Here is a 22,998-nt window from a genome sequence, read left to right as displayed (position 1 = left end):
GTAAATTTGAACGATAGAAAATGAATAAAGCCCATTGGTAAGCCACTTATGTGACTCACCAATGGGCAAGATATTTTTTTCTAGTAAAATAGTGGTGACCCGGGCCCTACAAATACACCCCAACCCCTGGTCCAAACGGGATCCCCAACAACGCAAACGCCAGAAGCAGTACGATCCAAACCGATAAGAAGGCAATCGTATAAGGCAGCATGAGGGAAATCAGGGTTCCGAGTCCCGCTTTCTTATCGTATTCCTTCATAAAGGCGAGGATCACGATGATATAAGGGTTCATCGGCGTGATGATATTGGTGGACGAATCGGCAATCCGGTATGCTGCTTGAACGAATGCCGGATTATATCCGAGGGTGGCAAACATCGGGATGAAAATCGGTGCTTCCAGTGCCCATTGTGCCGATCCGCTAAAGATTAATAGATTGAGTAAAGCGGTCAAGAGGACAAACCCGATGATGCCGGCAAGCCCCGTCATGTGGATGGATTCAAGGAAGTTCGCTCCACTGACGGCCACCCATGTCCCAAGATTCGTCCAATCAAAGTAGGCAATGAATTGTGCTGCCGCAAAGATCAGGACGATATAGCCGCCCATGTCTTTCATAGCTTCCGTCATATACTTCGGTATATCTCGTGTCGATTGGATCTTCTTCACTGTCACTCCGTATGCGACACCGATAATGATGAAGAATAGTAGAGTGATCGGAATGATTCCAGATAAGAAGGTAGACGGGATCAGTCCGCCATCTTCATTCCGCATCGGGGAATTTGGCCAAGCGATGGAAACCACCAATAATAGGATAAACGCCAGTCCTGAAAGCGTTGCGTTACGTAGCGCCTTTCCTTCTAATGGACTTTCTTCTTCCAATACTTTGTCAACCTCACCTTTGTATGTTCCAAGTCTTGGTTCCACAATCTTCTCTGTGACAAATGCCCCTACCACCGTAAGGAATACCACTGATGTAATCATGAAATACCAGTTATCCACCGGGGTCACAGTGACTTCGAAGGCTTTAGCCGCTTCTGTTGAAATCCCTGCAAGTAAGGCATCTGTACCTGTAATGATAAAGTTTGCCGTAAATCCTGCGCCTACTCCTGAGAATCCTGCGGCAAGTCCTGCCAGTGGATGTCTTCCCACTGTGTAGAAAATCATGGCAGCGAGGGCGGGATAATGACAAACGCCGCATCCGACGCTAGGTTCCCCATGATCCCCACCATGATGACTGCGTATGTAATCAATCCTTTTGGAGCATTCAGTACGGTTTTCTTGATGGCCGTTTCAAGCAGTCCCACTTTTTCGGCGAGCCCAATACCGAGCATCATGGCAAGTACGAGACCAAGTGGTGCGAATCCGGTGAAATTATCGAGCATGGAGGTGAGGATGTATTGTAGACCCTCTCCGGATACCAGGCTTTTGATTGCCAGCACTTCCCCGTTTTTCGGGTGTACGACGGTGACGCCTAAACTCGATATAAACCATGAGAATAATACGATAAAAACAGATAAGTACACAAAAAGCATAAATGGGTCGGGGAGTTTATTCCCTACCTTCTCGATTCCGCTTAAAAAGCGAAGAAATCCCTTCTCCTTTTGAGGTGGATTCGTTTCTAGATTCGGGTTTGTCATGAGGTCACTCCTTCGTTAAATGTTTTAAGGAATAATTCCTTTTTACTTCCGTTAATAAGTATTTCGATATTGAATGCCTGATTCCTCTTTATTTTATAAAATTTTTTAGAAAATTTTTAATTTATTGATTATGAAAAAAAGACCTCATCCTTGTTTTGAATGAGATCTTTTCTTTTATAGCTGAAAACGATACAATTTTCGGGGTCTTCCCCTGCCCCCGCTTTGTTCTTCACCACTAATTACCACAATCCCGATGCGTTCCATTTCCGTCAGGATCCTCCTGCCGTTCCGTTCCGTGCTTTTCAGCCAGCGGGATAGGTCCTGGGAGGTGATCTCTTCCTTATCATAATGGCGGGATAGTGATAGGATTTTCGAGACAATCGCAGAACTGACCGTTGCCTCGTTGAAGGCTTCCTTCCATTCATCACCCAGGTTATTCAGTGAGTAGGTGACGGATTTCGAGGATGGGAGGATTTCAGTGACGGTCTTATCTTCATTCACGCTTACGACAATAGAGGACTCGTGCTTTCTCGCATGCTGAAACGCAAGACGGACATGGTGTTCTGCTTCCAACACGGTCACCCCGAATCCGAGTCCTACCCGTATATCTAAATCGGTATGAGACTTCACTTCCTGAGTGAGGGTAGAGAATATCGACTCCTCCTCTTGAAGATCCAATTCCCCTCGCGTTGTATACACAAAGAATAATCCATCTCCCAATTGAACCATGGATCCGTTGATCTTCTGGGCGATATGAAGGAGGTTCCGTTTCAGATCCAATTCCTGATGCTTCATTTTATAAGAAAAATGGGACTCGTCGAGGGTCTGGGTGGAGTAGATCACTTCAATCCCGACAATGGCAATCTGGGATTTACGATATTTCCTGGATTGGGCCCTTTCCAATAAATATTGCAGGATCATCCGGATCGATAAATTTGTCGGCACGACCCGGTAACATGGAATGCCCATTTCCATCAGGCTCTTTTGTACACTTTGAATGCACGTGATGGCTGCCTCGATTTCACCTTTTTCATAAAGGGAACTGTGATACTCGACAAGCTGCTCGGCACTCCGATATCCTTCATAAGGATAGCTTGCGATCTCGATCCCATCAAAAGAATGGAACTTGACGGCCGTTTCAATTTCCTGCTTTGAAATCGTATCGATGCTGATTTTCTTAAAAAGTTTCTGTTCTTTCATTTGCGCTTCTAATAATGCACCGAAAAAGCTGGATCCATGCAAAGGGGGAAAGCTTCCTTCCTTATCCGTGATCCACCCTTTCTCAAGGGCATAGTAGAATGGAGACTGTCCCGAGAAGAACCATTGATCGACAAGACCACGATTCTTCTTCAGGATATGTTCGATCTCATCCACCTGATAATAGGGGAAATTCACGAGTTCAATATGGTCAAAATACGTTGCGACATGATTGATCCGTTTGATCGAATCATCCGGCCCGATGACACCAATTTTAATCAACAATGATTATTCACCTGCTTCTTGCTTCAATACTTCAGCTAGAATCTCGACTCCCATAGATAAGTCCTTAAGCGTGCTATGCTCCATCGGATGGTGGCTGATCCCTTTTTCACAAGGGATGAAGACTAAGGCGGTTGGCCATTTCGCTGCCATGTTCATGACATCATGCCCTGCCCCGCTGTCCATTTCATGAGAAGGGTACCCGAGGCTTTCCCCGGCTCCCTTTACCCTGGCTGTCAGCTCTTCATCCAACAGGATGGAAGGGTTATCTACAAGAGTTTCCACATTGATTGTAACATTAAAGTCATTCTCTAAGCTTCGGCATTTCTCGATAATTTCATCAGCCATCAATCTCTTAAGGTCATCGTCGACGGACCGGATATCGATGCCCGCTTCTGCGTAACCGGGGATGACGTTCATGACGTTCGGCTTTACGTTCAGGGTGCTGACGGTTGCCACCAGTGGTTTCGGGGATTGACGGGAGAGCTCCTCCGCTTCCCCGGAAACGAATGAAATAAGGGGGGCAAGCGCCACAAGGGCGTCAGTCCGTTTTCCCATTGGGGTCGTACCCGTATGCCCCGCCATTCCTTCCACTTTCACCTTCAATCGGATCGGACAGGCGACGCCCCGTACAATCCCGAACCGTGCTCCATGATCTTCGATTTGGGTACCTTGTTCAATATGGAGTTCGATGAAAGAAAGGATGTCGTCCTGGGATCGTTCGGCATGTTGGACCGTTGACCAGTCCAGGCCAGTGGATTCTACCGCTTCTTTAACCGAAACCCCATGACGGTCCGTTACCGTTTCAATGGCCTTATCCAGAATTCCTGCGACACTCTTACTTCCAATCGTGGACACACCGAAACGGGCAGATTCTTCTGAAGCAAAGCAGACCACTTCAATACTATGGTGTGGTTTGAAGCCTTTTTCTTTGAGGGATTTCACGGCCCCAAGACTGCAGAGGACACCGGCCGCGCCGTCATACCCTCCCCCATTCTCAACCGTGTCGAGATGAGAGCCCATCATGACAACGTGGTCCGTCTCCCCATCCCATCTGGCAAAAAGATTGCCCGCCTGGTCTCTCCGGACAGTTAAACCTAAGCTTTCTGCCAGGCTCCGGAATACATGCATGGCTTCCAATTCTTCCTCTGAATATCCTAACCTTGTAAATCCTTCCGGCTGTTTCATCGTATCAACAAGATTTAACATTTTTATCGTAGTATCAAGCCACTCTTTCAACGTGTACCCTCCTCTTTTTGGTGAGATCGTTTTAAAATAAGACGGGCGAAGGCATCCACCGCCACCTGCAGGACCCCTTCTTCGAAATCGAAGGCGTGATGATGATGGCCTTTTTTCAGTTCGGTCCCGAACACCATGAACGTTGCACTCCCACCCTGCTTCTGTACTTCATTGATCATGTACGTTACATCCTCCGATGCCTTTAAAGGTAAGACATCATGAATTTCCGAGATGAACGGACTTGCATCCGCAGCCTGGTTTAACCACTGGATCCATTCCCTGTTACATTCTGCTTCCACCGTATCCCCTACTACATCGATTACGGTTTTCACCCCATACAGTTCACCCGATGCCCGGAGGATTCGCAGGGCTTCTTTCAGCATGTACTGATTGATCGTTGTTGTTTCTCCCCTTGTTTCCATTTCAAGATGGGCTTCATCGGGAATGATGTTTCGCCCTCCTCCTGCTTGAAGTTTCCCGACATTGATTCTTGATGCCCCATCGGAATGACGCGGGATGGTATAGAGATGAATGCTTGCAGCTGCTGCTGAAAGTAGTGCATTCTTTCCCTTTTCAGGCTCGAGGCCGGCGTGTGCCGCTTTCCCTTTATAGGTGACATTGATTTTGGAAGAAGCAAGAAATGAATTTGTTGTCGCATAGACATGACCGAGTTTTGTATTCCGGATTCCAATATGACCGCTTGCAAAATAATCGACTTGATGGAGCCAGCCCTTTTTCACCATGGCTTTCGCTCCCCGTCCCCCTTCCTCGGCAGGTTGAAAGAGGAGGGTGAATTTCCCGGAAAGCTGGTCTTTGTATTGAGTTAAAAAGGTGGCGACACCGAGGCCAATGGCAGCGTGTCCGTCATGGCCGCAGGCATGCATCACGCCCTCATGGGAAGAGCTGAAATTCTCTCTTGCAGGAAAATGGTCCGAGTCAGTAGACTCCCTGATCGGCAAGGCATCGATATCGAACCGGAACGCCATATGAGGACCGGGATGACCTGTATCCAATGTGGCGACCAGCCCTGTATGACCGCCTCTCATTTTATCCAGCCAACTTTCCTCCACCCCTTCCATCCTGGCACGTTCCTCTTGTAGATGAAGGTATTCCTTTGGAGGGACCCCCATCCGGCTGCTTGATTCCAATGCGTCCTTTCCCAGGTGGACCGGGAATCCGAGATCCATCAATTCTTTCCCCAGAAGATAGGTAGTGACATATTCCGTGAAGCCGAGTTCAGGCTTTTGATGAAGGGTTCGCCTGAAAGCAGTGAGACCCGGCGCTATTTCTTCCATAAACTGTTCAAGTGATTTCATCGGATTGAACCCTCTTTCTCAAGTCTTCCCAAGGCATCCAACGCAAGCCGAACCATTACTTTAACCCCTTTACTTAACGCACGTTCATTCAATTTAAACCGAGGGTCATGGAGGGGATATTGAGGTTCTGTATCTTTCACTGACGTTCCAAGCCAGTAGAAGGCTCCGGGATATTTCTGAAGGAAACGGGAGAAGTCTTCCCCTCCAAGAGATGGTGATACGGTTGGTGTTGCGTTTTCCCCAAGCACCTTCTGAGCGGCATTCCTTACTTCATCTACCCATTCCGGGGAGTTGATCGTTGCCGGATATCCATCCAAATAGTCAATGGTCATGTGAGCATCGAAGCTTCTGCCCACTCCTTCTATGATGGAATAAAAGCGATTCTTCACCATTTCTTTCACTTCCGGTTTGAACGTCCGGATCGTTCCTTCCAAGGTCACGCTATCCGCTATGACATTATAGCGGTATCCACCTTCGATTTTACCGATGGTGAGGACAGCGGAATCAACGGGATCGGTGTTTCTGCTCACGATGGTCTGGAGCTGGGTGATGAGATTATTGGCAATAATGATCGCGTCATTGGTTTGGTGGGGCATACTGGCATGCCCGCCTGAACCTTTGACAGTAATCTTGAAGCGGTCTGAAGCACCCATGATTTCGTTATGTAACACACCGACTTCCCCTGCTGGCAGGTCCGGCCACACATGCTGTCCGAAAATGACATCAGGCGTGAATTCGTCAAAGACCCCATCATCCATCATCAGTTGGGAACCTCCTATCGGGGCATTCTCTTCCGCAGGTTGAAAGACAAGGAGGACCGTTCCCTTTATGTCCGACTTCAGCTGATTGAGAATTTTCCCTGCCCCTACAAGCATTGCCGTATGGGCATCATGTCCGCAGGCATGCATTTTATTGGAGACGGATGATTTGTATGGAAGGTCATTTTCTTCCTGGATCGGCAGGGCATCGATGTCTGCTCTGAGTGCCACCGTCCCTCCCGGCTTTTCCCCTTTGATGATGCCCAGTACACCGGTCTTGGCATATCCTGTTTGATAAGGGATGCCAGCTTCCGAAAGCTTCTGTTGAATCGTCTTGGACGTTTCAAATTCCTCCCCACTCACTTCAGGATGCTGGTGAAGATGTCGCCTCAAGGTAATGACTTCTCTCTCTACTGATTGAACAAGCTGTTTAATATCCATGAAAAATCTCCTTTTTCGGTCGAATGATTATTTAAGGAAAAGTTCCTTAATAATACCGTTAATATATACATTCGCTACCAAGGCGGGAAACCCTTTGAAATTGGGAAAGTTTTTTGTTTTGGAGTGTGTTGGAGGGACGGACCTCTCGGTATTTCAATGAAAGCCCTTCTCTATCACACTTTCCCCTCCTGGAGTTGACATAACTGAGGTCCGTCCCTCTTCCCTTTTCCCCTTCCACCCATTACACTGAAGGAAATATGTATGATAAAGGATGGTTGGATGAACCGTTTTGTTGAGAGGGTCGAGCCTTATTTTTTAAGTGAGGATCCGTTTGTGCAAAGGTATGCGATTGAAATGTTGGAAGGTTCCTATATGGTTGATGGTGATACATTTTTAACCGGATTAAAAGCCCATGACCGGGGACAGGTTACGGAATACTCTTCGCCTGTACTCCCTTACTTAATGTACATTCCGTTGAATGAGGAAGGGATGAAAGAGGTAATCAACCGGTTGAAAAGCCTGAGCAAAAAGGATACCGACGTACTCTTCTATATTCAATTACTAGCAAATGCCGATACAGAATTGCTGATCAAGTACAGTAGCGAAGTAAAACCTTATATAGATGAAGGGCAACTGAAGAAAATCGCGAAGCTTCCTGCTTTAAAAGATGAGGAATTATTCATGGAGCTTGCTGACATTATGTTTTACTTGGATACGAATGATTATGACCAGGTGTATTTTGATCATGGGAAAAGGATCGTTCACGAGCTTGTTAAGAGAGGCGAAATTAAAATCTGGGAGGTCCAGATTGAGGAAGATGAACTGGTGGGCTTCGAGCTGGTATACACAGTATATATGGCTGGGGAAATCCGTGAAGAGAGCGTGATCCCGCAATTGGTGAACCTTTTCAAAAACGAGGAAGCAGAAGATTTGCTGTTGGAGGAAGCGGCCAATGCACTGGTAAAGATAGGGACAGATCAGGTGGTGCGCGAGGTTGAAAAGGTAGCTCTCTATGGTAACACCTATTTCTATACACTGGATGTATTAGGCAGAATAAAGAGCGTGGAGTCGGAACAAGCACTGTTGCGATTATTTGATCAAACAGATGACATTACCGCTAAAACGCTGATCTCAGATTATTTATGTCAGCAGTTATCAACCGATTCGATTCCAAAAATCAAGCATTCATCGAAGAAGTGGAAAAGCATTCATTGGATGAACAACCTCTTCTCGTTACTCAACCGGTCCAAACAGGAGAAAAAGTCGGACGCAAAGACCCCTGCCCTTGTGGAAGCGGAAAAAAGTATAAGAAGTGCTGCCTATAATAGATGAGGGACGGACCTCCGCATTTTCATGCGGAAGTCCGTCCCTATCACGTTTCACTATTGAATTACGGTGAAAATGGAGGTCCGTCCCTCTACTCCATCCACTCCGGTTTGCCGAAGCCTTTGAATTCTTTGTCGATGGTTTTTTCGAATTGGTCGGCTTCGACGACGGCTTTGATGTCTTTGGCGAGTTGTGAGTCAACGTCTTTGGTGTTCATTACTACGCGGTTGCGGTATTGGTCGGGCATGTCCTCCAATTGCAGGGCATCGAGAAGGTCCATATCCGCTGCCAGTGCATAGTTCCCAGGAACAGCAGATAGATCGACACTGTCGACAGCTCTTGGAAGCTGTGCCGCTTCGATCGGTTTGAACTGCAGGTTTTTCACGTTTTCATCAATGTCTTTTTCGGATACAGTCAATGGATCCGTGTCCGGTTTTAACGTGATCAGCTTGGCATCTTCCAGGATTTGAAAGGCACGTGCGGCGTTTGTCGGATCATTCGGGATGGCGATGGCACTGCCTTCTTTGATGTCCTTGATTGAATCGAACTTCTGTGAGTAGATCCCCATCGGCGCCGTAGGTACGACAATAACTTCAGATAGGTCCATGTTATGCTGCTTCGCGAAGGTTTCCATGTAGATTTTGTGCTGGAACAAATTCGCATCCAGGTCCCCTTCTGCCAGTGCGTTGTTCGGCTGTATGTAATCACTGAATTCCTTCACTTCAACCGTATAGCCTTTTTCTTCAAGACCGGGCTTGATCGCTTTGGTCACCATATCACTGTATGGACCGGATGTGGCCCCAATGGTTACTTCTTTTTTATCTTCCGAGCTTGCCTCTTCTCCGCCGCAGGCAGCTAGTAAGCTCACTGTTACCGCTAATGCTACAAATAATATCCACTTTTTCACTTGTTGTTCCCCCTATAGTAGTTATCGTTTATCGACTAATCGTGCAAATATATCACCCGTATACTGGATGAGTTGAACCAGACAAATCAGAATGACCACGGTCGTAATCATTACCGTGTTATCATAACGGTAGTACCCGAAGCGTATCGCCAGGTCCCCGACTCCTCCACCGCCGACGATGCCGGCCATGGCGGAATAGGCGACTAAACTGATCGTCGTAATCGTGATCGCCTGAATGACGGCTGGCCGCGCTTCCGGTAACAGCACGTCCTTGATGATCATCCATGGACTAGCCCCGACTGAAACCGAGGCTTCGATGACGCCTTTATCAATCTCCCTGAGCGACGTTTCTACCATTCTCGCAAAAAATGGAATGCCTGCAACCGAGAGTGATACGGATGCCGCCGTCGGTCCGATCGTCGTCCCGGTCAAGAGTTTGGTTAAGGGTAAGAGTGCGACTAGTAGAATGATGAATGGAACCGAGCGGACCATGTTCACGACGAATCCGACGACCTTTTTAATCACACTATTTTGCAAAAATAAGCCCTTGTCTGTCACAAAGAGCAGAATCCCAAGGGGCAATCCCACCACAATCGCTACGGCTAGTGATATCCCCACCATATACACCGTTTCAAAAAACGCTTTATTTAATTCTGGCAATATAGAAGTCAATGAATCAGGCAGCATCCTCAAGCACCTCCAGGCTTTGCGTCTTAGCTGTAATATATCGGATCGCCGCTTCGATTTCGTCAGTTGATCCGATCAGTTCCATGATGAAGATCCCGAGTGGGACATCCTGAATATATTCGATCTTGCCGTGAAGGATATTGCCCCGCACCTTGTACCGCTGAAACACCTCTGATACGACGCTTTCCTCGGCGATGGATCCTTTGAACTGAATCTTGATGAGCTTCCCTTTTCTCGATTCCACCAGGTGCTGTGGCAGTTCGAATTGGAGAATCGTTTCGATGAACTGCTTTGTTAAAGGCTGTTTCGGTTCGGCAAACAGGTCATACACGGGGCCTTCCTCCACGATCTTCCCGTCCTGCATTACAGCCATCCGGTCGCAGATTTCTTTCACCACTTCCATTTCGTGGGTAATGAGTACGATCGTCAAGCCGAGTTCCCTGTTGATTTTTTTCAACAGCCTTAAGATTGATTTCGTCGTATTCGGATCAAGGGCCGATGTCGCTTCATCACAAAGTAAAACCGATGGGTTATTGGCAAGTGCCCTCGCGATGCCGACTCTCTGCTTCTGTCCTCCGCTGAGCTGGGCCGGGTACGCGTCGGCTTTATCTGAAAGACCGACCATCTCCAGGAGCTCGACGACTCTCGGTTTGATTTTTGCTTTCTGTACATGCGCTGCTTTCAAAGCAAAGGCGAGATTATCAAACACCGTCTTCGATTTGATCAGGTGAAAATGCTGGAAGATCATGCTCGTTTTCTGACGGGCAAGCCTTAACTCCTTGGATGTGAGCTTCGTGAAATCCTGTCCATCGATGATGATTTTCCCTGATGTCGGGGTCTCTAATAGATTCAGGCAGCGAATGAGTGAGCTCTTCCCCGCTCCGCTGTATCCGACGATCCCGAAGATTTCCCCATTTTTAATGGTGACAGAGACGTTGTCGACACCGACCACCGTTTGCTTTTTCGTTTTGTACGTTTTCACTAGATTCCGAATCTCGATCAATGTGCACACCCCTTTTTCTCCAATAAAAAATGCCTCTTTCAACTGAAAGAAGCATCGCCTGTCTATCTCGACTTATCTCTCAGAATGAAATCATTCTGCAGGAATTAGCACCGTTCCACTTCTGGAGGTTGCCGGACGTCATAGGGCCTGATCCCTCGGTCACTCTTGATAATTGAATGTATGTAATTTTCGAAAAATTTACCTTATAGAGGATAATACTGGGTATAGGACGGGAAGTCAATAGTGGATTTTGGAGGTGTTTTTATGTAAGCGTTATCTTTGTTGTCCTGGCAACGAAATTTTATTTATATAAAAAAACGACCTCTCCCATGCAGGAAAGGTCAGGTTCTTCCACTCAGTCAACGGCTTTTCACCGAATCTCTCTCTATCAGCTCCGTTGTCAGCTTGTAATACGAATCGACCTCTTCCTTCAAGAGCATCTGAAAGATCAGGTGAACGGCAAGGGCACCCGCTTCATATTTCGGCTGCCTCATGGTTGTCAGTGGCGGGGAAACGTATTCTGACAGCTGGATGTCATCAAAGCCAATGATGGAAATATCCCCTGGAACGGAAATGTTTTTTTCGTTCAGGGCCTGCAAGCCGCCGATGGCCATTTCATCATTCGCATAGAAGATGGCATGTGGGACATCCCGCTGGGCGATCAGCATTTTCGTCGCCTGATATCCCCCTTCACGGGTGAAGCCGCCGGATACTTTCCATTTCGATTTATAGTCGATGCCGTGCTTTTCCAGTGCCTCCCGGAACCCCTGGAAACGAAGCTCGTTGTCATGGGAGTTGTAAGGTCCGCTGATAAATGCGATGTCACGGCTCCCCCTCTCAATCAAGTGTTCTGTGGCCACGAACGCTCCGTGGACATTGTCGACTTCGATCTGGGTAACGTAATCGCTTTTGATGCTCCTGTCGAGGACCACGATGGGAAAGCCTTCCCTTGCCGACTCCAGGATGGTCTCATCATTGATATTATGGGCAAGGATGATGACACCGTCGACCCTTTTTTCTTTTAAAAATTTCACGGCGGTGGACTGTGCTCCCCCGATGGAACTGCAGGCGATCAAATCATATCCGTTCGTCGAGGTCACATCCTGTACGCCCTTGATCAGTTCGGAATAGTAAGGCCCTGATAAATCGCTCAGAATCAAGGCGATGGTATTCGTGCTTGTCCGTTTCAAATCGGAAGCAAGCCCGTTTTTTTGGTAATTCAATTGTTTGGCTGCCGCTACCACTTTCTGTCGTGTTTCTTCACTGACTTTCTTACTGTTGTTCAATGCATAAGAAGCGGTCGAAACGGCGACTCCGGAAAGCTTAGCCACATCTTTGATGGTTGCCATAAGTTCACATCCTAATTGCTAAATAAATGAAGGCGTCCTTCTTGACTGATTTCTTCTGTTCATTATACATGAAAGCGCTTCAAGTATTGGGTTATTTTTCTAACAAATAAACGATCGCTTCGTAGGGACGAAGGGAGTTGATGTCTGACGGTCGTTCACTTGAATCCGAATAGTTGCTGATGAGGATTTCGGCATGAGAATCATCCGATACTTCTGGCAAACGGAATTCAGGATTTCCTCCGTAGAAGTTCGCCACGACCAACAAGGTTTGGTCTTCCCATTTCCGTCTGTACGCCATGATTTCAGGATGATCCCTCAGTAGAAGCTCATACTCTCCATAAACGAGGATATCCAGTCGTTTTCTCAGTGCAATGAGTTTTTGATAATGATAAAAGATGGAGTCGTGATCCTTCAATGCCTGTTCTGCGTTAATTTTTTTGTGATTTGAATTCACTTCAATCCACGGATTCCCCTCGGTAAAACCGCCATGAATATCTTCATTCCATTGAAACGGTGTCCTGGCATTATCTCTGCCCTTGGTTCGGATCGATTTCATGATCTCACCTTCGGGGACGCCTTCTGTTTTCTTTTCTTGAAAATAGTTAATCGATTCAATGTCGCGGTACTGAGTGATATCGTCCCAGTTACTATTCGTCATCCCGATTTCTTCTCCTTGATAGACGAAAGGCGTCCCCTGCATCATGTGAAGAACGGTTGCCAGCATCTTGGCTGATGTGATCCGGTATTCTTGATCGTTCCCCCATCTGGATACGATGCGGGGCTGATCGTGGTTATTCCAGTATAAACTGTTCCATCCCTTCTGAAACAGGGATGTCTGCCACTTGCTCAGCACTCTTTTCAATTCCGGGAAATCCAGATCCTTCAACGCCCACTTCCCTTCCCCTGCCCGCTCGTCCAGGGACATATGCTGGAAGGTGAACACCATGTCCAGTTCGTTCCGACCTTTCCCTGTATAAAGCTGAGCTGTCTCAGGTGTGGCAGATGGGGTCTCACCGACCGTCACAGTCGGATAATGAGAAAGAACCATTTCGTTCATTTCCTGTAAATACTCATGAAGCCTTGGTCCATCGGTCAGTACTTTTTCATCGATCTCTTTTCCGATCAGATCGATCACATCCATACGGAAACCACTGACTCCTTTAGCGAGCCAGAAGTTCATCATTTTGTATAAATGTTCCCGCACGTCGGGGTTATGAAGGTTGAGGTCAGGCTGTTTTTTACTGAAGAGATGAAAGTAATACTCGCCAGTCTGTTCATCCCATTTCCATGCGGACCCACTGAAGACGGATTGAATATCACTTGGAGGTCCGTCCCCGCTCTCCCGCCAAATATAGTAATCCCGATAAGGGTTATCCTTTGATTTCCTCGATTCCTCAAACCATGCGTGCTCATCAGATGTATGGTTGATGACGAGGTCCATCATGATATGGATGTTCCTTTTCTTTGCTTCCTCGATCAATGTCTCCATGTCTTCCATGGTACCGAAATCAGGCATGATTTCATAATAATTGCTGATGTCATAGCCGTTATCGTCATTCGGTGATTGATAAACCGGGCTTAACCAGATGATGTCGATGCCGAGAAGGTTCAGATAATCAAGCTTTTCAATGATGCCCTGGAGATCCCCGATCCCGTCCCCATTGGAATCATTGAAGCTTCGGGGGTAAATTTGATAAATTGTGGATTTGTGCCACCATGCTTTTTCCATCGCGTGTCACCTCTTTTTTAACGTATAACTAAAGAAATGTACCAGGTACAATCATTCCGCTTTGTACCTGGTACACGTCAATCATTTAATTCCGGACATCGTAAACCCTTCAACAATGTATTTCTGGAAAAAGGAGAAGATGATGATGATCGGCACGACCATGAAGGCGGCGCCGGCCATCTGCAGGCCGAAGTTGTTGGCATATTGCCCCTGCAGCAATGACAGCCCGACGGATAATGTGTAGAGGCTTTCATCATTGGCAATGATCAACGGCCACAGGAAGCTGTTCCAGGCTCCGATGAAGGTGAGGATCCCCTGTACGGCGAAGATCGGCTTCGCAATCGGCACGATCAATCGGAAGAAAATATAGAATTCCCCTGCTCCGTCAAGCCTCGCTGCTTCAATCAGGTCAGTCGGGATCGTCGTCATGAACTGTCTGAATAGGAAAATACTGAAGGCAGCGGCCAGTCCCGGCAGCACGATCCCCGTCATCGTATTCGTCAGTCCCATTTCATTCAGGATTAAATAGACAGGGATCATCGTAACCTGTGCAGGAATCATCATCGTGGCAAGCACGATATAGAAGATTTTCTCCCTGCCTTTAAATTCATATTTGGCAAATCCATAACCGGCCATGGCATTAAAAAATAGGCCGACAAAGGAAAATAGTACAATGATGAGCGTGTTCCGTAGATACACACCGAAATTCATGCTTTCAAATAAATTCACGTAGTTTTCAAGCGTCGGATTTTCCGGTATCAAGCTTGGCGGTATTTGAAGTACTTCACTTTCAGGCTTGAACGAGCTTGAGATCATCCATATAAAAGGCACGGATACGATGATCCCACCGAGAGCAAGCAAGAGGATGATAAACAGCTTTTCCGCTTTACTTTTCGTTGTTTTGGTTTTCATATTAGTCAGCCCCGATACTGTATAGTTTCATTCTTAATATTCTGTATCAGATTTTCTTAATTTAAATTGAACAAGCGTGATGATAATGATGATGACAAACAGGATGAATGAGCCTGCCGCTGCATATCCAAATTCACTGAACTGGAATCCCCGTTGATAGATGAATAACGCCATGGATATCGTTCCATCAAGTGGTCCACCGTTCGTCATGACAAATGGCTCCTCGAAGAATTGCAGCCATCCGATGAGAGTCGTGACCGTGACGAAGAACGTGGCGTAGCGCAGTAACGGGATTGTCACATTCTTCAATACCTGCCATCTGTTCGCCCCATCCATTTCCGCCGCTTCGTAATAAGACTTTGGAATTCCCTGCAGGGCAGCAAGGAAAATGATCATATTGATCCCGATCCCTTTCCATACGGCTAACACAATCAACGATAGCTTGGCGATCGTTGGCTCTCCTAACCAAGGAATCTTCTCGACATCGAGTAAAGAGAGTAAGTAGTTAAATAATCCGTATTCGGTATTGTATAAGAATCCCCATATCACGGCAACGGCAATGATGTTCGTGATCGAAGGCATGTAGTATACTCCGCGGAATACGGTAAACAGCTTACTTGTCCCATAATTCAGCAGCAGGGCGATTCCCAATGAGAAAACAATGACAAGAGGAACGCCAATGACTACATAAAACAATGTGTTGAAAATCGACTTATGGAACAATTCATCAGAAAGTAAGGCTGAGTAGTTGTCCATGCCGATGAAGCTGACATTCGACCAGTCGGCAAGCCCTTTTAAGTCGAGGTCTGTGAAGCTGATCAAAAAAGCTACTATAATAGGAACAATACTGAAAACAGTTAAAATGATCACTGCAGGAGCGATAAACACATAGGGATGCTTATTTTTGCTCATACTGTTTTTCCATCCATTGCTCATGATATCCCACCTATCTAAACGTACGCAAAATGATGTTAAAAATGGAGTTCAGGCTGTACACCTGTAACTCCATTTTATTCTTATGCCAGCGTCAGTTTTATTTAGTCTCTCTTACTTCTCTACGATTTCATTTGCTTTTTTGTTGAATTTCTCAAGCTCTTTGTCTACATCGGCTCCGCCTACTGTGACTTTTTCAATAGTAGAAAGGAACTCCTGGGCAATCACTTCAAATTCCTTGATTTGCGGTGATGCTTTTGTATCTTCCAGTTGTTTACCGAAGACAGACAGCATTGGATCTTCTTTTAACTTAGGCTCTTCCCATGCATCGACGCGTGAAGGAAGGGTATTGGATACATCCAGCCATTCTATTTGCGTGTCCACTTTATTCATATAAGAGATGAATTTCAGGGATTCGTCCACATTCTCGGAATTATGGAAAACAGATAGATTGGATCCACCCATGCTTGATGTGTTCGTTTCTTTCTTAGGCATTACCGCTACAGCCCATTTGTCCTTCAAGTCAGGTGCCTGATCGTTGATGATGTTGATCATCCATGGGCCACTGAAGAACATTGGCTTTGCGCCTTCTTTGAATGCCTGTACGATATCGATTCCTTCTGTCGTAGGACTGATGCCTTCTTTAAAGAAGTCTGTGTAATACTCCATTGCTTCCTTGAATTCAGGAGAATCGAAGTTCATCTTATCTTTACCTTCAAATTCGTACCCATTCTGCCACGCGAAGATGAACGGTGTGATCTGATCATTGCGGTCGATATCAAGACCATATACATCGTCGCCTCGATCATTCAGCTTACCGGCCGCATCCTTCAGTTCATCCCAAGTAGCAGGAGCCTTGTCGTAGCCGACTTCTTTCAATAAATCTGTGCGGTAGTACAGTACGCGTGTATCGATATACCAAGGAACACCGATGACTTTGTCGTCATACTTCATAGAAGTGACGGACCCTTCGAAGTAATTTTCAGGTTTGAATTCCGGATAGTCATCCAAGTACGGAGTCAGGTCAAGCAGTGCACCTGCATCTGCGAATTCCGGTACCCATGTTGTCCCTAATTGAAGGACGTCCGGGCCATTTCCTGAAGCGACGGCCGTTAGCAGCTTATCATGAGCATTCCCCCAAGGGATCGCTTGGATCTTGACAGAGATATCTTTGTTTTCCTCTTCAAACTTCGAAGCCATTTCCTTCAGCTTCTTACCTTCTTCCCCCATCGCCCACACGGTGATTTCTTTCTTTCCATCCTTCGACTCACCATTGCCTCCGCAGGCTGTAAGAATCGTGGATAAAGCCAGAATACCGATTAGTAGTAAGGACCACATCTTCTTTTTCATTTCCCCATCTCCATTTCCATTTGATTTGACACCTTTAAAAATGGTAAAGCGCATTGAATGGATTCATCTGTTGTGAAAAATCATTCAAGTTATTGAAACGTTTCGATGACTACATTATAATCAAACGTGAATACGCTTTCAACACTTTTTTAGAAATTACTTGATAGAACATATTTTCATCCTGACAAAGGTACCTTCAACACCAGTTAAAACACTGGTATGTTGCAATAAAAGGTAGTTTATGGATAAGGATGGACGGGTTGACTAACCACTGAAACCCGCTTATAATTCAACTCAATTGTTTATCGAAACGTTTCACTTAAGATAAAAAATAAACGAATGAATCGTCAGACGGAGGGTCTATCAATGAGGGAAAACAAGCTGCTTTCACTATTGAATCAAATGACATTGGATGAAAAGATCGCCCAGCTTATGCAGTTGGCCACACCTTTTTTCAAAGGAGCGAAAGAACAGGGACAAATCACCGGACCCATGGCTGAAATGGGCGTGACCGGGGAAGTCGTTCAAAACAGCGGTTCCGTCCTCGGGGCATCGGGAGCGAACGAAATCATCAATATCCAGCGCACGCACCTGGAAGAAAACCGGCTGGGGATCCCATTATTATTCATGTCCGATATCGTCCATGGATTTAAGACGATTTTTCCTGTCCCACTCGCCATCGGGTGTTCCTGGGATCTGAAGTTAACCGAAAAGAGCGCGAAGATTGCGGCAAAGGAAGCTTCTGTTTCAGGTGTTCATGTCACGTTTGCCCCGATGGTCGATCTTGTCCGCGATCCTCGCTGGGGAAGAGTGATGGAATCTACGGGAGAAGATCCTTTTCTGAATAGTGAATTCGCACGTGCCTTCGTCCGCGGTTTCCAAGGTCAGGATTTGACGAAAGAAGTCGAACGGGTGGCGGCGTGTGTGAAGCACTTTGCTGCTTACGGTGCACCTGAAGGCGGGCGTGACTATAATACCGTCGATATGTCTGAAAGAGAGCTTCGTGAGAATTATCTCCCTGCCTATCAGGCTGCCCTTGAAGAAGGCTGCGAAATGGTGATGACCGCCTTCAACACCGTCTTTGGTATCCCAGCAACCGGAAACAAACGGTTGATGCGGGATCTTCTCCGGAAAGAGATGGGATTTGACGGCGTGCTTATTTCCGATTGGGGTGCCGTGAAGGAAATGATCCCCCACGGTGTCGCAGAGAACGAAAAGGAAGCGGCTTATAAGGCGATCACGGCAGGGGTGGATATTGAAATGATGACAACCGCCTATGTGAATCACTTGAAAGAGCTTGTAGAGGAAAAAATGGTGGATGAGTCGATCATTGATGAAGCTGTCTTACGGATTTTACAGTTAAAAGAAAAGCTGGGCTTGTTTGAAAATCCGTATCGCGGAGCAAACGTGGAGCGTGAAGCGGAAGTCGTCATGGGCGCAGAACATCGAAACGCCGCTCGGGAGCTCGCGGCCAAATCCTCCGTCCTATTGAAAAATGAACAGCTCCTCCCTCTTCATAAGGAACAAAAAGTGGCCCTCATCGGACCGTTTGCAGAGAGCGGAGATATATTGGGACCATGGTCGTGGCTCGGATCCAGAGATGAAGCCGTCACGGTGAAGGAAGGATTCCTTTCGAAAACGAGCTCCTTGACGGTCTCCAAAGGCTGTGACATCGAAAGCATCACTGACCTGCAAGTGGAAGAAGCGATGAAAGCCGCAAGTGAGGCGGATGTGATCGTATTGGCCTTAGGGGAAGATTCGGAAATGAGCGGTGAAGCCGGCTGCAGAGCGAACATCCAGCTCCCTTCTGCTCAATTACAACTTATCGGGCACCTGAAATCATTGGATAAGCCGATGGTGGCTGTCCTGTTCAACGGACGCCCCCTTGACTTACACGGCGTTTTGGATGAAACCGACGCTGTGTTGGAAGCATGGTATCCAGGTACGGAAGGCGGGAATGCCATTGCCGATTTGTTATATGGAGACGTGAATCCTTCAGGACGTTTAACCATGTCTTTCCCTTATCATGTGGGACAGGTTCCTGTTTATTATAATCATTTCAATACAGGCAGACCTCAAGGGGCACCCGATGCACAGGAACGGTATGTATCGCAATACCTCGACATCCCGAACGACCCGCTGCTGCCATTCGGTTTCGGCTTAAGCTACACCACTTTCACCTATTCCGGCATGACGTTAACCCGGGAAACGATGAGTGCTACACAGTCCGTGGATGTTTCCATTCAGGTCACAAATGATGGGTCCGTTGCAGGTGAAGAAGTCGTACAGCTCTATATCCGCGATCACAGCGGAGAAGTGATCCGCCCTGGAAAGGAATTGAAGGATTTCAAAAAAATCAGCCTGAATCCGGGAGAAACGACAAACGTCACGTTTACGATTTCGGAAGAGCAATTAAGATATCATCATTCAGACCTTCAGTATACGAGCGATCCGGGTACGTTTACCGTTTTTATCGGAAGAAACAGCAAAGAGGTCACGGAGAAAACATTCACACTGACAAAATAGAAGAAGCGAGGGGAAAACGATGCATTCACATATTCAAGTAACATCAGGGGATCTTCAATTTGATTTTTTAAAAACCGGTGACCTTTTCACCGTCACACATAAACAGAATATGATCAATCAGTTAGTGACAAACCCGATCGATGGCTCACTCAATAATCTCTATCTGCGCATTCATGAGCCTTCAGGAATCCACTCCATCCCTCTAATCGGGGTGAAGTCATCAAGCATCGTTCAGTTCGCTGAATCACAGGTCAAATGGACGGGAACATATGAAACGATTTCATACGAAGTCACGTTCACCCTAACAGGAATGGGCATATGGTTCTGGGATGTGAAACTTGATGGGACGGATGCTGAAGTAGACGTCATTTACGGACAGGACCTCGGTCTTGCAGACATTGGGGCCGTTCGTTCAAACGAAGCCTATATGTCACAGTACATCGACCATAAAGTGTTCCAGGATGAAGAGAAAGGCTACGTCCTTTGCTCCCGGCAAAACCAGCCCCAATCAAGTGGATTCCCCTATATTCAACAGGGATCCCTCAGAGGGACAATCGGCTACTCAACGGACGGGTTTCAATTTTATGGACTGACATATAAAGATACGAACGAACCTGAAGCGTTAAAAAGTGCCACCCTTGCAAATGAAGTCTATCAATATGAGTTTGCTTATACAGCGCTACAATCAGAAAAAATACGACTGAACGGGTCGACGCATATTGTTTTCTACGGGGCCTTCAAAGAAAATCATGAAACCGCCATTTCTTCACTGGAATTTCAGGAAGAAATAGAAGCCGCATGGCAAGAAGCGGAACAGGTTCATTCTGAATTCGCTCCATTAAAAGAGCAAGTACGTTTGAACCCGGAATTCGGTAAGCCACTTTCTTCTCTATCCATGACTGAGGAAGAAGTCAGCGCCTATTTCCCTGCCAGACGTAATGAAGAGCGCGAAGGAGATTCACTCCTCTCCTTCTTCACTGAAACCCATGAACATGTCGTATTGAAAGAAAAAGAATTGATGACGGAAAGACCCCATGGCCATATTCTGATGTCAGGAAAGAACCATCAACTGAAAGAAGATACCATCACCACCACTTCATTCATGTATGGATTATTCAATTCACAGCTCGTTGTCGGCAACACGTCCTTCAACAAAATGATGACGAATCAACGAAATCATCTGAACGTGATGAAAACATCGGGTCAGCGGATTTACATCGAAATTGCTGGATCGTATCGATTACTTGCCATGCCATCCATGTTTGAACTTGGATTCAACTATGCCCGCTGGTACTATAAAACGGCTGATGATACGATCATCGTCACCAACTATACCGTTGTGGACTCTCCTGAAGTCAGGCTTCATGTCGAATCAAAAAACAAGCAGCACCACCGCTACCTTGTCACCAATCAGGTCACGATGAACAACCATGAATATGAAGTCGGGTTTCATGTGGAAAAAGAGGCAAACGGGTTGATGATCTCGGCAGACCGCCAGTCAGAGAGCAGTGAGGTTTTCCCGCAGTTATGCTACCGGATGAACGTGGACGGCGCTTCCATTGAAGTGGGCAACGAAGAGAGAATGGCTCATAATGTTGAACAACATTCTGCCTCCTTGATTGTCATCGATATAAGTGAAACGTCCGAATGGAAGATGACGATCCAGGGATTGATCGACGGGGAAGAGCAACCGTTTAAGACACGGGAGATAACGGAAGAAATCGAAAAGTATCGTGCCTATTATCATAAGGTCATGAACGGATTCAGGCTATCCTTAGGCGACGATATTCCTGCAGAACTGGAAAAAGTGAACTCCCTCGCCTGGTGGTACACACATAACATGCTCGTTCATTATTCCGTTCCCCACGGATTGGAACAATACGGCGGAGCAGCCTGGGGAACCCGTGATGTGTGCCAGGGGCCGACAGAATACTTTATGGCGACTCAAAATTATCAATCGGTTAAAGAAATCATTCAAACCGTCTACTCCCATCAGTATGAAGATGACGGTAACTGGCCGCAATGGTTCATGTTTGACCGGTACTATAAATTCCAACAAGACGACAGCCACGGGGATATCATCGTCTGGCCGCTGAAAGTCGTCGGCGACTACATTGCAGCTACGAACGATTACAGCATTCTGAACGAAAGGATCCCCTATACACAACGGAACGGATTTGGTTTTACTGAGGAAAAAGAAACACTGCTTCACCACATTCAAAAAGAAATCTCCTATATCAAGGACAATTTCCTCCATGACACGTTCTTGTCTTCCTATGGTGATGGAGATTGGGACGATACCCTGCAGCCCGCCAACGCTCAATTGAAGAAATATATGGCGAGCAGCTGGACCGTCGCCCTCACCTATCAGGTGCTTGAGAAACTGGCAACCGTTCTTGATGGTACATTTGACCAGGAGGCGCAGGAGATCAGCGCATTGGCTCAGGGAATACAGAGGGATTTCAACACCTACATTCTGAAGGATGAGGTCATCCCCGGGTTTGTTTATATGGAAGAGCCGGGGAATCCAGAGTTCATGGTGCATCCGACAGATACAAAGACCGGTATTCATTACCGCCTTCTACCCATGAACCGGAGCATCATTTCAGAGTTATTCACACCGGAACAAGCGGACGCACATTACCATTTGGTCAAGGAGCATCTCTACTGCCCCGATGGTGTGCGGCTGATGAACCGTCCCGCCAAGTATGAAGGTGGAGTAAGTACACACTTTAAACGTGCCGAGCAGGCTTCGAATTTCGGACGTGAAATCGGACTTCAATACGTACATGCTCATATCCGCTATGTGGAAGCGATGGCGAAGCTGGGGAAAACGGATGAAGTATGGAATGGATTGCAAATCATCAATCCGATCGGACTGAAAGACGTCGTGCCGAATGCCGAAAGAAGACAAAGCAATGCGTACTTCAGCAGCTCTGACGGTAAATTCAGTACCCGCTATGAAGCACAGGAACGGTTCAGCGAACTCCGTGACGGAAGTGTACCAGTCAAAGGCGGATGGAGAATCTACTCAAGCGGTCCTGGAATCTATATGAACCAGCTGATTTCAAATTGTTTGGGTATTCGTCAGGAAGGGGAAGATTGGGTCATCGATCCTGTCTTACCAGACAACCTCAACGGATTGAGAATGGACTTCGAGATCATGAATCGCCCTGTCACCTTCGTTTATCACCTTGGCGATCCTGATTCAAAACGAGTTGTGGTGAACGGGGAGGAAGCACGATTTGAATCCCTGTCCAACCGATACCGTTCAGGCGGGATCAAATTGAAGCAGCAGGAACTTGAAAAATGGCTTCATGAGGAAGCAAATACGATTGAAGTATATGTATAAGATCAAAAAAGGCAGCGGGAACCGTAATGGTTTCCGCTGCCTCTTTAAAATTTCCT

15 protein-coding genes, 1 pseudogene and 1 riboswitch are annotated in these 22,998 nt (G+C 46.7%); of the genes and pseudogenes, 3 read left to right on the top strand and 13 right to left on the bottom strand.

The genetic code is table 11. From position 1 onward, the window contains the following. Positions 1–106 precede the first annotated feature (106 nt). The 5 genes and pseudogenes from ATG71_RS06945 to ATG71_RS06925 all read right to left on the bottom strand — a co-directional run bounded on the left by ATG71_RS06945 (position 107) and on the right by ATG71_RS06925 (position 6,868). Positions 107–1,635: pseudogene (locus ATG71_RS06945) on the bottom strand (AbgT family transporter). Positions 1,636–1,809: 174 nt separating this feature from the next. Beyond that, positions 1,810–3,117, bottom strand: coding sequence for a helix-turn-helix domain-containing protein (locus ATG71_RS06940; protein WP_098438986.1), 1,308 nt, complete (start codon positions 3,115–3,117; stop codon positions 1,810–1,812). A gap of 3 nt (positions 3,118–3,120) precedes the next feature. Further along, positions 3,121–4,353, bottom strand: coding sequence for a M20 family metallo-hydrolase (locus ATG71_RS06935; protein ID WP_098438985.1), 1,233 nt, complete (start codon positions 4,351–4,353; stop codon positions 3,121–3,123). Next, complete coding sequence (locus tag ATG71_RS06930; protein WP_098438984.1) at positions 4,350–5,669, bottom strand: amidohydrolase; 1,320 nt, start codon at positions 5,667–5,669, stop codon at positions 4,350–4,352. The genes ATG71_RS06935 and ATG71_RS06930 overlap by 4 nt, the downstream gene beginning before the upstream one ends. Further along, the gene (locus ATG71_RS06925; RefSeq protein ID WP_098438983.1) at positions 5,666–6,868 is read right to left on the bottom strand and encodes a M20 metallopeptidase family protein; all 1,203 of its coding nucleotides are present in this window, start codon (positions 6,866–6,868) and stop codon (positions 5,666–5,668) included. Before ATG71_RS06925 ends, ATG71_RS06930 begins: the two co-directional genes overlap by 4 nt. A 279-nt stretch (positions 6,869–7,147) precedes the next feature. On the opposite strand from ATG71_RS06925, the gene ATG71_RS24085 reads away from it, so the two are divergent. Continuing rightward, a complete protein-coding gene (locus ATG71_RS24085; RefSeq protein WP_286162941.1) occupies positions 7,148–8,200 on the top strand; it encodes a hypothetical protein in 1,053 nt (350 codons plus the stop codon). A gap of 85 nt (positions 8,201–8,285) precedes the next feature. Here ATG71_RS24085 and ATG71_RS06910 read toward each other — a convergent pair whose 3' ends face one another. The 8 genes from ATG71_RS06910 to ATG71_RS06875 all read right to left on the bottom strand — a co-directional run bounded on the left by ATG71_RS06910 (position 8,286) and on the right by ATG71_RS06875 (position 17,064). Continuing rightward, a complete protein-coding gene (locus ATG71_RS06910; protein ID WP_098438980.1) occupies positions 8,286–9,101 on the bottom strand; it encodes a MetQ/NlpA family ABC transporter substrate-binding protein in 816 nt (271 codons plus the stop codon). Positions 9,102–9,122: 21 nt separating this feature from the next. Then, positions 9,123–9,788 (bottom strand): methionine ABC transporter permease, encoded by a 666-nt coding sequence (locus ATG71_RS06905; RefSeq protein ID WP_098438979.1) that lies wholly within the window; start codon positions 9,786–9,788, stop codon positions 9,123–9,125. Further along, positions 9,778–10,791, bottom strand: coding sequence for a methionine ABC transporter ATP-binding protein (locus tag ATG71_RS06900; protein ID WP_098438978.1), 1,014 nt, complete (start codon positions 10,789–10,791; stop codon positions 9,778–9,780). Before ATG71_RS06900 ends, ATG71_RS06905 begins: the two co-directional genes overlap by 11 nt. A 69-nt stretch (positions 10,792–10,860) precedes the next feature. Continuing rightward, positions 10,861–10,966: riboswitch (SAM riboswitch) on the bottom strand. 184 nt (positions 10,967–11,150) lie between these two features. After that, complete coding sequence (locus tag ATG71_RS06895; RefSeq protein ID WP_098438977.1) at positions 11,151–12,140, bottom strand: LacI family DNA-binding transcriptional regulator; 990 nt, start codon at positions 12,138–12,140, stop codon at positions 11,151–11,153. Positions 12,141–12,231: 91 nt separating this feature from the next. After that, positions 12,232–13,869: an alpha,alpha-phosphotrehalase gene (locus ATG71_RS06890; protein ID WP_098438976.1), complete on the bottom strand. Its 1,638-nt coding sequence runs from the start codon at positions 13,867–13,869 to the stop codon at positions 12,232–12,234. 81 nt (positions 13,870–13,950) lie between these two features. Further along, on the bottom strand, positions 13,951–14,781 hold the full coding sequence (locus tag ATG71_RS06885; RefSeq protein WP_098438975.1) for a carbohydrate ABC transporter permease: 831 nt from the start codon (positions 14,779–14,781) through the stop codon (positions 13,951–13,953). A gap of 33 nt (positions 14,782–14,814) precedes the next feature. Then, the gene (locus tag ATG71_RS06880; RefSeq protein ID WP_286162940.1) at positions 14,815–15,717 is read right to left on the bottom strand and encodes a carbohydrate ABC transporter permease; all 903 of its coding nucleotides are present in this window, start codon (positions 15,715–15,717) and stop codon (positions 14,815–14,817) included. 111 nt (positions 15,718–15,828) lie between these two features. Next, complete coding sequence (locus ATG71_RS06875) at positions 15,829–17,064, bottom strand: sugar ABC transporter substrate-binding protein (RefSeq protein WP_098441745.1); 1,236 nt, start codon at positions 17,062–17,064, stop codon at positions 15,829–15,831. A 339-nt stretch (positions 17,065–17,403) separates the two neighbouring features. Here ATG71_RS06875 and bglX point away from each other — a divergent pair, with 339 nt between their 5' ends. After that, on the top strand, positions 17,404–19,590 hold the full coding sequence (gene bglX / locus ATG71_RS06870) for a beta-glucosidase BglX (RefSeq protein WP_098438974.1): 2,187 nt from the start codon (positions 17,404–17,406) through the stop codon (positions 19,588–19,590). Positions 19,591–19,609: 19 nt separating this feature from the next. Then, a complete protein-coding gene (locus ATG71_RS06865) occupies positions 19,610–22,942 on the top strand; it encodes a GH36-type glycosyl hydrolase domain-containing protein (RefSeq protein ID WP_098438973.1) in 3,333 nt (1,110 codons plus the stop codon). The last annotated feature ends 56 nt before the right edge of the window (positions 22,943–22,998 follow it).

Origin of the sequence: Bacillus sp. es.034 (genome assembly GCF_002563655.1) — a bacterium.
Taxonomy (GTDB): Bacteria; Bacillota; Bacilli; order Bacillales; family Bacillaceae_B; genus Rossellomorea.
The sequence above is the reverse complement of the archived record's forward strand: the minus strand, read 5'-3'. Positions and strand labels throughout refer to the sequence as shown.

Bases quoted from the DNA above. Each gene is read 5' to 3' on its own strand.
- ATG71_RS06930 (WP_098438984.1), bottom strand. From the start codon at position 5,669: ATGAAATCACTTGAACAGTTTATGGAAGAAATAGCGCCGGGTCTCACT.
- ATG71_RS06925 (WP_098438983.1), bottom strand. From the start codon at position 6,868: ATGGATATTAAACAGCTTGTTCAATCAGTAGAGAGAGAAGTCATTACC.
- ATG71_RS24085 (WP_286162941.1), top strand. From the start codon at position 7,148: ATGAACCGTTTTGTTGAGAGGGTCGAGCCTTATTTTTTAAGTGAGGAT.
- ATG71_RS06905 (WP_098438979.1), bottom strand. From the start codon at position 9,788: ATGCTGCCTGATTCATTGACTTCTATATTGCCAGAATTAAATAAAGCG.
- ATG71_RS06895 (WP_098438977.1), bottom strand. From the start codon at position 12,140: ATGGCAACCATCAAAGATGTGGCTAAGCTTTCCGGAGTCGCCGTTTCG.
- ATG71_RS06890 (WP_098438976.1), bottom strand. From the start codon at position 13,869: ATGGAAAAAGCATGGTGGCACAAATCCACAATTTATCAAATTTACCCC.
- ATG71_RS06885 (WP_098438975.1), bottom strand. From the start codon at position 14,781: ATGAAAACCAAAACAACGAAAAGTAAAGCGGAAAAGCTGTTTATCATC.
- ATG71_RS06880 (WP_286162940.1), bottom strand. From the start codon at position 15,717: ATGAGCAATGGATGGAAAAACAGTATGAGCAAAAATAAGCATCCCTAT.
- ATG71_RS06875 (WP_098441745.1), bottom strand. From the start codon at position 17,064: ATGAAAAAGAAGATGTGGTCCTTACTACTAATCGGTATTCTGGCTTTA.
- bglX (WP_098438974.1), top strand. From the start codon at position 17,404: ATGAATCGTCAGACGGAGGGTCTATCAATGAGGGAAAACAAGCTGCTT.
- ATG71_RS06865 (WP_098438973.1), top strand. From the start codon at position 19,610: ATGCATTCACATATTCAAGTAACATCAGGGGATCTTCAATTTGATTTT.